Raw genomic sequence first — 13923 nt, 5'->3', positions numbered from 1 at the left:
GATTGTTAGTTGCCCGAACAGAAGAAGGCCTCATTTCACTAGCTCAGCGCTTTTCGCTTGAACAGCTTAAGCTGTGGAAAAAAGAAAAGCAGTTCTACTGTCCCTCTTGTCAATCCCCTGTACAGTTAAAGGTAGGTACAAAAAAAATCCCTCATTTTGCTCACCTGAAAAAAACGTGCGTCGCTCAGCATGAAGGTGAAACAGATTATCATCTTGACGGAAAGCGAAAGCTGTTTCACTGGTTTAGTTCTCATCTTGAAGTCGAGTTAGAAAGTTACCTTCCTGCCATTATGCAGCGTCCAGATATTCTTATAGGTACCCCTTCACAAAAATATGCAATCGAATTTCAATGTGCGTCCTTATCTTCCTCAGTGCTAACCAAACGTTCTATTCACTATGAGAAAGGAAATTATATGCCTCTTTGGATTATGGGGGCAAAAAGAATGAAACGCTTATCCACTTATATGTATCAACTTTCTTTTCAAGAGTGGCAGTTTCTCACTCTTTCCGATTATACGCCCACACTTCTTTATTTTTCACCTTCTACTAATCAGCTGTTGAAACTTGAACATCTTATGCCTTTTTCATCTCAAATTTGTTATGCACAGCTTGTCGTGCTCTCTCCTCACGAGCATACCTTTCATGATCTTTTTTCTACACATACACAGCCTCAATTTTTCTCTTCATGGGTAAAGAAAAAGAAGGCATGGAGAACGCATTATATCCTCTATCCTAATCAGAAGCTTCAGCCTTTTTTACACGCTCTTTATGAAAACAATATTCCTCCTTCTCATATTCCAGCAGAAGCGGGCATGCCGCTGCCTTCTTTATACATGATTGAAACGTCTGCTACTATATGGCAAACGTGGCTGCTTCTTGATTTAATGCAGCAGAAGCAGGTAGGGGATTTAGTTACAGAAAAAGAGTTATGCAGGCTATGGCTCTACAGAATTCATCAGAGGCATATTGTGTTTCGGTCTTTGCCGATGGCCCCTGTTGTTGTGGAACAGCCCTTGTTTGAGTATATAGAGGTATTATGCCGGTTAGGGATACTAACGTCTATAACTTCTGGGTTATACAAAATCAGAAGGCCTTATACGATTCCAAAGCAAACATCCGATGCTTTTTTAGAAGATGGACAGATGATGAAAAAGTGGTTAAATCAAGCAAAAGAAGTGACATAACCACTGAAAATCAGTACGCTTAAGAAAGAATCCTTTTTTCAAAAGCGTACTGACTTTTGATTAATTCTTTTAAAACAACATACAATAACGAAAGAAATAAAAAGGATTCGCCTTAGAAAAAGCGAACAGTTATAGACAGGTAGAAAAAGATGGAGGGATGACCATGAGTGAACAATCAAAAGTAAAAAAGTTACCAAGTAGAAGCGAGATAAAAGTAGAAGATACGTGGAAACTAGAAGATATTTTTGCTTCAGATGACGCATGGGAAAAAGAATTTGAAGAAGTAAAAGCTCTTATTCCAAAAATGGAAAAATTCAAAGGGAAACTTGGAGAGTCCGCTCAAACTTTATACGACGCTCTTCAAGAGCAAGACGAGCTCACAATGCGCGTTAGTAAACTTTATACATATGCTCATATGCGCTACGATCAAGATACCACTAATTCTTTTTATCAAGGGTTAAATGATCGCATCAAAACACTTTATACTCAAATTGCAAGTGCACTATCTTATGTAACACCAGAAATTTTGTCTATTGAAGAATCAAAAATTAAACAATACATGGCGGAACATAAAGAGCTAACGTTATATGCTCATGCATTAGATGAAATTACTCGCGAGCGTCCGCACATTTTATCAGAAAGCGAAGAAGCGCTTCTGGCTCAGGCTTCTGAAGTATTAGGATCTTCAAGCAACACGTTTGGAATGTTAAACAACGCGGATTTAGAATTTCCTTCTATTAAAGACGAAAATGGAGAAGAAGTAGAAATTACGCACGGACGATATATTCGTTTTTTAGAAAGCAGCGATCGCCGCGTACGAGAAGAAGCGTTTAAAGCGGTGTACGAAACGTACGGTAAATTTAAAAATACGTTTGCAAGTACATTAAGCGGCACGGTGAAGAAAGATAATTTTAGCGCCCGCGTTCGTCACTATAATTCAGCTCGTCACTCAGCTCTTAGCACAAATAATATCCCAGAAGAAGTATACGATAACTTAGTTAAAACAGTGAACGATAATTTGCATTTATTGCATCGATATATTGATTTACGTAAGAAAGTATTGGGAATTGAAGAGCTTCATATGTATGATCTCTATACGCCTTTAGTAAAAGACGTAAAAATGGAAGTAACGTATGAAGAAGCAAAAGATTATATTTTAAAAGGTCTGAAACCACTAGGTGAAGACTACCTTAATGTGTTAAAAGAAGGATTTGAAAATCGTTGGGTAGATGTTCATGAGAACAAAGGCAAGCGAAGCGGTGCTTATTCTTCAGGAACGTACGGCACCAATCCTTATATCTTAATGAACTGGCAGGATAATGTAAATAACTTGTTTACACTAGCCCATGAATTTGGCCATTCTGTACACAGTTATTACACAAGAAAAACGCAGCCATATCCTTACGGAGATTATTCAATCTTTGTGGCAGAAGTAGCTTCCACATGTAATGAAGCGCTTCTAAACGATTATTTACTAAAAACGATTGATGATGAAAAGCAGCGTTTGTACTTGCTTAACCATTATTTAGAAGGATTCCGCGGTACGGTATTCCGTCAAACGATGTTTGCTGAATTTGAGCACGATGTGCACGTGCGTGCTCAAAACGGAGAGCCGCTTACACCTGAATTATTAACAAAATTATATTATGACTTAAATAAAAAATATTTTGGAGACAACTTAGTAATTGACGAAGAGATTGGGTTAGAATGGGCTCGTATTCCGCATTTCTACTACAATTACTACGTTTATCAATATGCTACAGGATTCAGTGCAGCAGCGGCATTAAGCAAGCAAATCCTTGAAGAAGGAGATGCAGCTGTTGAGCGCTATGTAGGTTTCTTAAAGTCAGGAAGCTCTGATTATCCAATTGAAGTGTTGAAAAAAGCAGGAGTGGACATGACAACATCTCAGCCTATCGAAGAAGCGCTAGCCGTATTTGAAGAGAAGTTAACGGAAATGGAACGTTTATTAAATCAATAAAATTAAAATGAAGCAGGAGCTGTATCCTGCTTCATTTTTTAAATCCCCGAAATTTGTTGTGATTGTTAAGCAATGTAAAAATAATAAGAATAGCTAAAAATAAGAGAGGGCCTGCGATAATGAGAGGAACAAGCTGCATAAGAGATAAAATATAGAATAAAAAAGAAAACAAAAGAATCACAACCCCTAGAGTAATTCCAGCAATTTTCATAGTTAACACCTCTATTAAAAGCATAATTGGTTGTACTATATGAGTGAATCTGGCTGTTTATGAAGTTTTTTTATAAAAAAGTGAATAAAATTGAAAAAAGGGGTTGCCAAAAGTCGACATAATTTGCTATAGTATTAATCGTGAAGTTTATCACAAAACAAACATATACCCCTTTGTTTGACCGTGAAAAATTTCTCCCATCCCCTTGTTGTCTTAAGACAAACGAAAAGACTTGGCGAAAGCCAAGTCTTTTTTGTGTAGTTGATGCTTAGGATAAGCATCAACATTTAATAATTAACAGCTCTTTTCAGTACTTCTCCAAAAGGTTCCATATTTGACAGGAACTCTTTCAACAACTTGCTGAAGCTGAAGTTTTTTCAATTCTTTTTCAGCCTCTTCTAATGATAAACCATACACAACTGCAACTTCTTTTGAAGCAACAAATTGAAAATAGCTTAAAAATGAACGAAGAGGCGGAAGACAAGCTGGATCTGGGTCAATTTCTAACATCTCTTTAATGATGTGTACATATGTTTCGTACGAATAGTATCCTGATATCTTAATGCCTTCTTCTTCAACTTTTTCGTTAAAGAACACAAGAGTTGGAATCTCATCGACATCCATTTCCGATGTGATTTTTAAATCACATTGAAAAGCCTTCGCAGCGTAATCTGAATGCAAATCTTTTACAAATTCATTAACATCTAGCCCCACATGTTTTGCACATTGTATTAAGACAGATTCTTCTGTAACATTTTGTTTTTCTAAAAATACTACTTCTTGAAGTCTTCTCAAAAAGCGAATGCCCTGTTTCTTTCCTTGCAGCCCGGCCGCTTTAATTGCAATTGATGCAGCGTAAGGAGTATCGATGGGGTTTTCAAGCCACAGGTTGCCGTCACATGACATGCCGGAGCGGCTTCCAGTTTTCTCCCACGATTTTGCAATATGTTCAAATCTCTGCTGTGCTCCAATATTTAATTGCTGCAAGTTTCCGCCAAGCACATGCTTGAGGGATAACAGCTGACCATATTCTATTTGTAACTTCTTTAGAATAGGCTCGAGTGCCCAGCACTCTGGACAAAGAGGGTCAACAAATACATAGATTTCAAGCGGTTTTTTATTTGAACCTTGACAAAGCTGATGCAAGGATGGGTATTGGCTGTTTAGATTACTCAATGTGAAAATCCTTTCTCATCTGTCTGTTCCGGTGAATTAATCATGTGTTGGGCAGTTAAAATAAGACGATGATAAAGTTCATCTCTCTCAGGGCCTTCTAAATTAATTTCGTCCATTGCTTCATGCATACACGTCAGCCAGGCTTTGGCTCTTGACGGTGTAATTTCAAAAGGAAGATGCCTAGCTCTCAGCATAGGGTGACCATGCTCTTCAGTGTATAGCGAAGGCCCTCCTAAATATTGTGTCAGAAATTGCTTTTGCTTTCGTGCTGTTTCTGTTAAATCATCAGGAAAAATTGGCGCGAGCTCAGGATGTTGTCCAACGCGTGTATAAAAAGCATCAACAAGTTTTGAAATCGTATGTTCACCGCCTAATAATTCGTAAGGGGAGTGGATTTTTTCTCTCATGTTGATAACTCCTTTGTTATAAGAAATATACGTCTTAACTCTTTGGTGTTTTTTACTTTCCTTAATTTTAGCAGTGTCATTTCGTTAACTCAAACTATCCGCTTACTTCTTCTACTGGAAAAGAGATAAAGTGGAATTTTACATAAGAAAAGTCTATGATGCTGTGGCGAATCACTTAGTATCAGAAACAAAGGAATCCTTTCACAAACGTTTCCTTCTATTTATATAGTGTAACCTCGACAAACTACAGTCATTCCATGGTCGAGTCGCGAATGATTGGACTCTTTTACACGAGATAAGAAGACATAATTTTATTTACATATTTTTGCGTTTCTTGAAAAGGAGGTACTCCGCCGTATTTATCGACATTACCTGGTCCAGCATTGTAGGCTGCCAACGCTAATTTCACGTTCCCGTCGTATTTATCTAACATTTGTCGAAGATATTTGGCTCCTCCAAATACATTTTGCTTGGAGTCATACGGATCTTCTACACCAAGAGCTTTAGCGGTTGCTGGCATTAGCTGCATAAGCCCGGCCGCTCCGACAGAACTTTTGGCAGAGGGATTAAAATTTGACTCTTGTTTAATAACAGAACGAATAAGTTTAGGATCCAGCTGGTAGCGTGCAGCTGCTTCATTAATTATCGTTTGTACATCATGAGAACTGGCCTTTGCCATTTCGTTTTTTTGTGCAGGTAAGGCAGCAGTTGAAGCGGCTGCCTTATCTGAAGAAGAAACAGATGGCTGGGATTGCGTTTGAACCGCTGTAGCTGGAAACATCTGCGCTGCCTGCAAGTAAAGGTTGGTACTCATTTGAGGCTCTTGATTGACGTAGTCTTGAAAAAGCTGAGCAAATACAGAGAGTAAAGTTGTACCAAGCATCACGTTAGCTGTTGGCAGCTGGTTGTTAACTGAAAATGGCTGAGTTCCAGGAAATTGAACGGAAGACATGTAATGGTTAATATTCATGCTCATGAATTTACTCTCCATCCATCAACGTATACTTTCGCTTGTAAAACCGTCGAATTTTGTTTTCCGTTGGTTTCTTTTTAATATCAAGCTCCGTAAGCAATTGCTCAAAATATTTTGCCCCTTCATTGGCATCGGTTACTTCGTATTCGAGTTCATAGTCCTCAGCACCTAGATAAAAGCTATGATCGAGTACAAGTAACCCGTTCTTATATGGAATTTCTGCTCGACTTGTACGCAAAGTGCCAAAATAAGTTAGCGCATGGCTATCGACTTGTAAATCAGTAATAAGCTGTTGAATTGTTGACGGAATCTTGGCGCTGCCATCTAGCAATTCTTTAGCTTGTTCATTTGTTAATGCTTCATGTGTTTCTAAAAGGCCCTCTTGATGAGGCTGTTTTAGCGTGAGAACGGATTTATTTTTTTTGCTTCGAATTCGCAGGGCAGCTCCGCAGTCTTTCAATGAGAAAGCAGGTGTATCAAAATAGTGGTTTTCTTGAGAAATAAACTGATCTTCAGTTAATTGAAAGTGTGAGCGGAGACGATCAAACTCTTCTTTCGTTACTATATTTTTAAATTCAATTTCAATTTCTTGTTTCAATGAAATCATCCTTTTAATTTAGGTCTTTTGGTAAGGCACTTTCCATCTTAATTTATCACACTTTTTGAGACAGTAAAACTACATTTCCTAACAGGAATATCCATATGGGGAACTTGGAAAATGAAGAAATACGGATTGTTTAGGTTTTACCTTTATTAAACGTTCCTGGAATGTGTTAAAATAGTAACGAATTGTATAGTTGGAAGGAGTTTATTTATGCACAATCGAATTGACATCACTACCTGTGTGATGAAATCAAATGAATTACATTTAAAAGCAGACCCTATTGAGACGGAAATTGAACAATTGGAAGATACAAAACAAATGCTTGTTGACTCAGATAACATGTCATTTGTATATGTTGTAGATATTAATGATCAATTTATGTATGTTGGCCTTAGTGATAATATTTGGGCGAATTTAAAGCACGTCTTACATAAAGATATGAAAGTATTTTTAGAAATTAATAAGGAAGTAATTGAGCTATCAGCCGTTAAAGAAGAGCTGTCTTATCTCATCAGTAACATCGAAGGAAACGTGAATTATGGAGACGAGATGGTAGCAAGAGTAGAGGAAGTTTTTTTAGATAAAGAAAATAAGTAACAGAGAGAAAAAAGGGGGGTGTTATTAATGATCAGGCATTGGGATTTATTTTTAGCACCGTATAAACAAGCCGTTGAAGAACTTAAGGTGAAATTAAAAGGAATTCGTTCACAGTATGATATGAAGTCTACGCATTCACCTATTGAATTCGTGACGGGACGAGTAAAGCCTATCGCCAGTATTTTGGATAAAGCGACTCGAAAAGGAATTTCTCTCGATCGCTTAGAGGAAGAGATGCAGGACATTGCAGGACTCCGTATGATGTGTCAATTTACGGACGATATTAAAGCGGTCGTAGAGCTCCTTCGTCAGCGCACAGACTTTGAATTGATTGAAGAAAGAGATTATATTCTTCATAAAAAAGAAAGCGGCTATCGTTCATATCATGTGGTCGTATGTTATCCTGTTCAGACAATTAAAGGTGAAAAGAAAATTTTAGTGGAAATTCAAATTCGTACACTGGCTATGAATTTTTGGGCTACAATTGAGCATTCTTTAAATTATAAGTACAGCGGGAAATTTCCTGAGAATATCAAAAAGCGACTTCAGCGTGCTTCTGAAGCGGCTACTCAGCTCGATGAAGAAATGTCTCAAATACGAGGTGATATCCAAGAAGCCCAGGCTATTTTCTCACGAAAAAAAGAATCGGCGGAAGAATCTTAGGTATGACTCAGCAACAGCTTTGTACACTGGATGGATAGGGGGAGAGAATTAGGTGGAGAAAATAAAATTTGCTATTACATCAAAAGGCAACCAAATATCAAATACGCTTATGCAAAAAATGAAAACGTATTTATTAGATTTTCATTTAGAATATGATGAAAACCAGCCTGATATTGTAGTGTCAGTAGGGGGGGATGGAACGCTTCTCTACGCGTTTCACCGCTATCGAAACCGACTTGACAAGACGGCTTTTATTGGGGTTCATACCGGTCATTTAGGCTTTTACGCAGATTGGACACCTGATGAGATTGAGAAGCTGGTGATTGCTATTGCAAAGACACCCTACCAGACTGTAGAGTATCCACTGCTCGAAGTGATTATCCGCTATACGAACGGTGGACGCGAAGCTCGATATTTAGCTCTGAATGAATGTACGGTGAAAAGTGTAGAAGGCTCTTTAGTAATGGATGTGGAAATTAAAGGGCAGCGATTTGAGACATTCCGAGGAGACGGCCTTTGCGTATCAACTCCCTCGGGAAGTACAGCTTATAACAAATCCCTTGGAGGCGCGATTTTACATCCTTCGCTTCAAGCTATTCAAATTGCTGAAATGGCTTCTATTAACAATCGAGTGTTCCGTACGATAGGTTCTCCATTGGTTCTTCCTGGACATCATACAGCGCTGTTAAAGCCTGTTAACGACGCAGACTTTCAAATTACCATTGATCATTTAACTCTTTTACATAAAGATGTAAAGTCGATTCAATTTCGGGTAGCAAGCGAAAAAATTCGATTTGCTCGCTTTCGCGCGTTTCCTTTCTGGCAGCGTGTCAGAGACTCTTTTGTATGTGATGATTAAAGGCAGGGAAGAGAATGAAACAAGTTTTTACGTTGAGTTGGACCGTAGATCATTCTTTCGAGGGTGTAGCGGTTCGTGAATTTTTAAAAGAACATGATATTTCCAAAGCTTCGCTGACGGACATTAAGTTCAGAGGAGGAGCGATTGAAGTAAATGGAAAGCATGCAACGGTTCGATATATTCTGCAAAAAGGTGACGAAATCAAGGTGGCGTTTCCACCAGAAAAAGCAAGTGAAAGTCTTCTTCCTAAAGCTATACCTTTGGATATTGTATACGAAGATGAGTATATATTAGTTTTGAATAAGCAGCCAAACATGCCAAGTATACCTTCTCGAGAACATCTAACGTGGTCACTAAGTAATGCTGTGCTCTATTATTATGAGAAAAATAACATTAACTCGACTGTTCATCTTGTGAACAGGTTAGACCGAGACACATCTGGGCTGCTTATTGTGGCTAAGCATAGGCACGTTCATTACTTATTCTCTAAAGCACAAAAAGAACATGAAATTAAACGCGTGTACCGAGCTTTTGTTCATGGTAAGCTTGTTGGCAAGGAAACGATAGAGGCACCGATTGGCCGAAAAGAGTCAAGTATCATCGAACGGGAAGTAAGAGAAGATGGGCAGTTTGCTATTACACACTATACGGCGCTTCGTCCGTATTCTTCTTTTACAGAAGTTGCTCTTTCGCTTGAGACGGGGAGAACTCACCAAATTCGTGTTCATATGGCTTATAAAGGATATCCACTGCTTGGAGATACCCTATATGGCGGAACGAATCATCTTATTTCTCGTCAAGCTCTCCACAGCTATGAGCTCACTTTTTTTCATCCTTTTTTACAAAAAACGTTGTCTTTTACAGCACCTTTGCCGCCAGATATGCAGAAACTTCAAATCGTAAGATAAAAGTCGCTTTTTAAATGAAAAGCGACTTTCTTTTTACACGAAGTGATTAAATTTTTCCTCTACATAAGGCATAGATGAAGGCACCGATATAATATTCCCTTCAGGATACTGAAACGCCGTTAAAGCCCCTCCAAAAACTGCGCCCGTATCAACATTAATGGTATTATGAATTTTTCTGGCTTTTACTACGGGCGTATGCCCATACACGATAAAAGGTTTTCCGTTATAATGTTGGGCCCAATCCCGTCGGACAGGCATACCGTTTAGATGTTTTTCACCCGTAATGTCTCCGTATAGCACAAAGGTTTTAACTTTTTTATCCGTTCTGCCGATGTATTCAGCTTTAAGGCCGGCGTGAGCAATAATTACTTGATTTTGATCAAGCTGCACATATAGAGGTGATTGCTCATAAAGCTCAATAAACTTTTTTTTAATGAATTTCTGTTCTCTTGAAGGCAAGGCTTCGTACTCAGCAACGGTCGTTTCTAACCCATGAGTAATTTCCACTTTGTTACCGCAAAAGAAGCGATATAGCTTATTACAGTGATTGCCTGGACAGTAGTAAGCTTGCTGATGCTTGATTACAAGTGACCATACGAGCTCAATCACTTTTAGTGAATGAGGTCCTCGGTCTGTTAAATCACCTACAAATCCAAGGCGCCGTCCGTCAGAGTGGACAGGAATCCCGTCTTGCCACTCATACCCAAGTTTTTCTGTTAACGCTTTTAATTCATCATAGCATCCATGGATATCGCCTATTATATCTACTTTCATCTTTTATCCACATCCTTAAAAGGTTTTTCCTTTGACGATATAAAATTACCCTTATATGGAGCAAACTATGTGTAGAACTTATATATTATTGGGAAAAGAGTAAAGAGCTATGAGTTGAAAAAAAACAAAATTCATCATAAAGTTAAATGAGTTTTGTGCGACAGGGAGGTTGAAGACATGACAGATTCAATTGAAAAAGAAGAAAAAGCATGGTTCGCCGAACATTTATTATCACTTCTAGAAAAAAATGAAATCGATGCATTTCGTGAAGAATTTTTACATATGCATACGTATGACCAAGCTCAATTTTTTGAAGAATTAGATGAGCCTTCTAGGTTTGCGCTGTACGAGATGTTATCTCCGGAAGAAATGGCGGATATCTTTGAAAATGTAGAGATACGAGAAGAAGATTATCAAGAAATTCTCTCAGAAATGCATCCCAATTTTGCAGCAGACATGCTGTCGGAAATGTCGGCGGATGATGCCGTTGACGTATTAAATGAATTGGATAAAGAACAAGTGGCGAGCTATTTAACGATTATGGATGAAGAAGCAGCCGATGAAATTAAAGAGCTGCTTCATTACGAGGAATATACCGCTGGAAGTATTATGACGACTGAGTTTGTGGCCATTCGTGAAAATCAAACCGTACATTCAGCTATGCACATTCTACGCAGGGAAGCTCCAGAAGCGGAAACGATTTATTATGTATTTGTTATTGATGAACAAAAGCATCTAGCAGGTGTTATTTCTCTTCGTGATTTAATTATAGCAGATGAAGATACGATGATAAGCGAAGTTATGAATGAACGAGTTGTATCCGTGTCAGTAGCAGAAGACCAAGAAGAAGTTGCGCGCATTATGCGCGATTACAACTTTCTTGCGCTTCCAGTTGTTGATTTTCAGCAGCATCTTCTAGGGATTATTACGGTTGATGATGTGATGGATGTTCTTGATGAAGAGGCATCGGATGACTATTCTAAATTAGCCGGTATTAGTGATGTAGATGATACGATTGACCACAATCCCTTAGTAGCGGCCAAAAAGAGGCTGCCTTGGCTGATCATTTTGCTGTTTTTAGGAATGATGACAGCGAGTTTAATTGGACGTTTTGAAGATACGTTGAATCAAGTAGCTATTTTAGCTGTATTTATACCTTTAATTGGCGGTATGGCTGGTAATACAGGAACACAGGCACTAGCCGTTGCGGTTCGCGGACTGGCGACGGGAGAAATCGAAGAAGAAAGCAAATTTAAGCTGTTAATCCGAGAAGCAGCTACCGGAATGATTACGGGCGCATCATGTGGACTTTTAGTTGTATTAATTGTTTATATTTGGCAGGGAGATCTGATTTTAGGCGCTTTGGTAGGCGTCTCTGTATTTTCAACATTGATTGTGGCTACACTAGCAGGAGCGTTTATCCCGCTTCTCATGCACAGATTCAAAATTGACCCTGCAGTCGCATCAGGACCATTTATTACAACGATCAATGATCTTATCAGTATTTTAATTTACTTCGGTCTAGCCACAACATTTATGAGTTATTTAAAATAATGAAGGGACTTTGGAATTCGACATGAGTAATCATGTCGGATTTTCATTATCAGTTCATATAGTTGACAGAGAACCTTCAAGCTTTTATGATTAACCTTTAATTTTGAATACTAACGTCTTCGTTTTATAAATAGCGAAGGTAAAAGGAGGGGAATCTAATGGAACAGCACGCGTCCTTTACATCACTTGTTATCGTCATTAGTTTGGCCTTTTTAACGCCTATACTGTTGCATCGGTTTAAACTCAACATTATACCTGTAGTCGTAGCTGAAATTATTATGGGATTAATTATAGGGAAAAGTGGTTTTGACCTTGTGGAGCAGGATATGTGGCTTGAAACACTTTCCACTTTAGGCTTTATCTTTTTGATGTTTTTAAGTGGTTTGGAAATTGATTTTTCTGCTTTTGCTGGAGGAAATTCAAAAGACAAAAAGGCATCAGGAGCGAAGGTGCCGAATGCTTTTTCCATTTCTATACTAGTGTTTGCAGCTATCTTTGCGGTTTCACTATTTTTGTCCTATGTTTTTGTATGGACCGGTTTTATTGATAATGCCTTTTTGATGACGCTTATTATTTCTACCATTTCACTAGGAGTAGTAGTGCCGACTTTAAAAGATGCACAGATTATGAAAAAGCCAATTGGACAAACCATTTTATTGATTGCGGTTATTGCGGACTTAGTCACGATGATTTTACTAGCCGTATTTGCTTCCGTCTATGATAAATCAGGAAATAGCAATACATGGTTGATTTTAATTTTATTTGGAGTAGGAGTGATTTTATACTTCATAGGGAAGCAGTTTAAAAACCGATCGTTTCTTGAGACAATGTCTAAAGGTACAATTCAAATTGACACGCGCGCCGTATTTGCACTCATTATCATTCTAGTGGGCCTTTCGGAGTCAATTGGTGTTGAAAACATTTTAGGCGCTTTTTTAGCGGGATCACTCGTTTCTCTTCTTGCGCCTAATAAAAACTTAGTTCATAAATTAGATTCGTTTGGCTACGGTTTTTTAATTCCTATCTTTTTTGTGATGGTAGGAGTGAAGCTTGACGTTTGGTCATTGTTCAGTGATAAAAAAGTGCTGATTTTAATGCCTTTATTATTCATTGCATTATTAATATCCAAGCTAGTTCCAGCGTTAATCTTAAGAAAATGGTATGATATGAAAACCGTTTTGGCATCGGGTTTTCTTTTAACATCGACTTTATCACTCGTTATTGCGGCAGCAACGGTTGGTGAAAATATTGGTGTGATTGATTCACAAATGTCCGGTGCGCTGATTTTGGTGGCGATTATTACATGTATTATTACACCTATTATCTTTAGAAAGCTGTTTCCAAAGCCAGAAATCAGTGATAGAAAGCTGAAGGTCAATATGCTTGGTGCAAATCAATTTACACTCCCGGTTATTCGAGAAATGGATCTTGATTTATATGATGTGACGATTTATCATCCTACTCAGGACAAAATTGAAAACCGTACGTCGGATTCCATTTTTAATATCGTCGACATCGATGGATATAGTAAGGAAACGTTAAGAAGTATGGGGATTTTAGATGCGGATGTATTAGTTGTAACAACAGGGGAAGAAGAAAGAAATAGCGACATTGCTCTATTTGCAAAAGAGTATGGTACAGAACGGGTTATTGCCCGCGTAGAAAGTCCTGTCTTAGATGAAAAGATGAAAGAAAATAACATTGAAGTTTTTTCTGTGCTGTTATCTACAACGGCATTGCTAAAAGCTTTAATCGAATCGCCAAATATTTTAAATATCTTAACGAATCAAGAAACAGCACTTTATCAAATTAATATGCGTAACCCTAAATACGAGGGGGTAGAGCTTCGTAAGTTCCCGTTTACAGGAGATGTGATTTTTGTTCGAATCTTCAGAGGGAAAGATTCTATTGTACCTCATGGCGATACAGAGCTTGAATTTGATGATCGTTTGATTGTAACGGGGTCTCGTTCGTATGTGAATGAATTGCGTATGCTTCTTGAGTATAAAATTAGATAAAGGTATTTAGTTAG

The 13923-nt window shown here is 38.1% G+C and carries 13 protein-coding genes; 8 read left to right on the top strand and 5 right to left on the bottom strand.

The annotated features are described in order from the left end of the window. Window positions 1-2 precede the first annotated feature (2 nt). On the top strand, window positions 3-1184 hold the full coding sequence (locus tag ACXAE4_RS24180) for a competence protein CoiA (RefSeq protein ID WP_475237095.1): 1182 nt from the start codon (window positions 3-5) through the stop codon (window positions 1182-1184). 163 nt (window positions 1185-1347) lie between these two features. Then, window positions 1348-3165 (top strand): oligoendopeptidase F, encoded by a 1818-nt coding sequence (gene pepF / locus ACXAE4_RS24175; RefSeq protein WP_028412355.1) that lies wholly within the window; start codon window positions 1348-1350, stop codon window positions 3163-3165. Between the two features lie 505 nt (window positions 3166-3670). Here pepF and ACXAE4_RS24170 read toward each other — a convergent pair. The 4 genes from ACXAE4_RS24170 to ACXAE4_RS24155 all read right to left on the bottom strand — a co-directional run bounded on the left by ACXAE4_RS24170 (window position 3671) and on the right by ACXAE4_RS24155 (window position 6530). Next, a complete protein-coding gene (locus tag ACXAE4_RS24170; RefSeq protein WP_028412354.1) occupies window positions 3671-4522 on the bottom strand; it encodes a ClpXP adapter SpxH family protein in 852 nt (283 codons plus the stop codon). A gap of 26 nt (window positions 4523-4548) precedes the next feature. After that, window positions 4549-4959, bottom strand: coding sequence for a globin domain-containing protein (locus ACXAE4_RS24165; RefSeq protein WP_013055433.1), 411 nt, complete (start codon window positions 4957-4959; stop codon window positions 4549-4551). Between the two features lie 286 nt (window positions 4960-5245). Beyond that, window positions 5246-5935: a lytic transglycosylase domain-containing protein gene (locus ACXAE4_RS24160; protein ID WP_028412353.1), complete on the bottom strand. Its 690-nt coding sequence runs from the start codon at window positions 5933-5935 to the stop codon at window positions 5246-5248. Between the two features lie 4 nt (window positions 5936-5939). Continuing rightward, on the bottom strand, window positions 5940-6530 hold the full coding sequence (locus ACXAE4_RS24155) for a CYTH domain-containing protein (RefSeq protein ID WP_028412352.1): 591 nt from the start codon (window positions 6528-6530) through the stop codon (window positions 5940-5942). A 216-nt stretch (window positions 6531-6746) separates the two neighbouring features. Between ACXAE4_RS24155 and ACXAE4_RS24150 the strand changes: the two genes are divergently transcribed. From ACXAE4_RS24150 to ACXAE4_RS24135, 4 genes are all read left to right on the top strand, one after another. Continuing rightward, entirely contained in the window at window positions 6747-7133 is a 387-nt protein-coding gene (locus ACXAE4_RS24150; RefSeq protein WP_014461567.1) for a UPF0738 family protein, read from the top strand. A gap of 27 nt (window positions 7134-7160) precedes the next feature. After that, entirely contained in the window at window positions 7161-7796 is a 636-nt protein-coding gene (yjbM, locus tag ACXAE4_RS24145) for a GTP diphosphokinase (protein ID WP_475237082.1), read from the top strand. A gap of 61 nt (window positions 7797-7857) precedes the next feature. Next, the gene (locus ACXAE4_RS24140) at window positions 7858-8655 is read left to right on the top strand and encodes an NAD kinase (RefSeq protein WP_025749877.1); all 798 of its coding nucleotides are present in this window, start codon (window positions 7858-7860) and stop codon (window positions 8653-8655) included. A gap of 14 nt (window positions 8656-8669) precedes the next feature. Further along, on the top strand, window positions 8670-9563 hold the full coding sequence (locus tag ACXAE4_RS24135; RefSeq protein ID WP_028412351.1) for an RluA family pseudouridine synthase: 894 nt from the start codon (window positions 8670-8672) through the stop codon (window positions 9561-9563). A gap of 33 nt (window positions 9564-9596) precedes the next feature. On the opposite strand, the gene prpE is transcribed toward ACXAE4_RS24135, so the two are convergent. After that, a complete protein-coding gene (gene prpE, locus ACXAE4_RS24130) occupies window positions 9597-10337 on the bottom strand; it encodes a bis(5'-nucleosyl)-tetraphosphatase PrpE (RefSeq protein ID WP_155017006.1) in 741 nt (246 codons plus the stop codon). Between the two features lie 177 nt (window positions 10338-10514). Between prpE and mgtE the strand changes: the two genes are divergently transcribed. Beyond that, window positions 10515-11891: a magnesium transporter gene (mgtE, locus tag ACXAE4_RS24125; RefSeq protein ID WP_014461563.1), complete on the top strand. Its 1377-nt coding sequence runs from the start codon at window positions 10515-10517 to the stop codon at window positions 11889-11891. A gap of 158 nt (window positions 11892-12049) precedes the next feature. Beyond that, on the top strand, window positions 12050-13909 hold the full coding sequence (locus tag ACXAE4_RS24120) for a monovalent cation:proton antiporter family protein (protein WP_028412348.1): 1860 nt from the start codon (window positions 12050-12052) through the stop codon (window positions 13907-13909). Window positions 13910-13923 lie beyond the last annotated feature (14 nt).

The sequence above is a fragment of the Priestia sp. ABM2_011 genome (assembly GCF_056158845.1).
Note: the sequence above shows the minus strand (reverse complement) of the source record. Positions and strands in the feature narration are given on the sequence as shown.

Excerpts from the sequence above, each read along its gene's own strand:
- ACXAE4_RS24165 (WP_013055433.1), bottom strand. The coding sequence starts at position 4,959 with ATGAGAGAAAAAATCCACTCCCCTTACGAATTATTAGGCGGTGAACAT.
- mgtE (WP_014461563.1), top strand. The coding sequence starts at position 10,515 with ATGACAGATTCAATTGAAAAAGAAGAAAAAGCATGGTTCGCCGAACAT.
- ACXAE4_RS24160 (WP_028412353.1), bottom strand. The coding sequence starts at position 5,935 with ATGAGCATGAATATTAACCATTACATGTCTTCCGTTCAATTTCCTGGA.
- ACXAE4_RS24150 (WP_014461567.1), top strand. The coding sequence starts at position 6,747 with ATGCACAATCGAATTGACATCACTACCTGTGTGATGAAATCAAATGAA.
- ACXAE4_RS24135 (WP_028412351.1), top strand. The coding sequence starts at position 8,670 with ATGAAACAAGTTTTTACGTTGAGTTGGACCGTAGATCATTCTTTCGAG.
- ACXAE4_RS24120 (WP_028412348.1), top strand. The coding sequence starts at position 12,050 with ATGGAACAGCACGCGTCCTTTACATCACTTGTTATCGTCATTAGTTTG.
- yjbM (WP_475237082.1), top strand. The coding sequence starts at position 7,161 with ATGATCAGGCATTGGGATTTATTTTTAGCACCGTATAAACAAGCCGTT.
- prpE (WP_155017006.1), bottom strand. The coding sequence starts at position 10,337 with ATGAAAGTAGATATAATAGGCGATATCCATGGATGCTATGATGAATTA.
- pepF (WP_028412355.1), top strand. The coding sequence starts at position 1,348 with ATGAGTGAACAATCAAAAGTAAAAAAGTTACCAAGTAGAAGCGAGATA.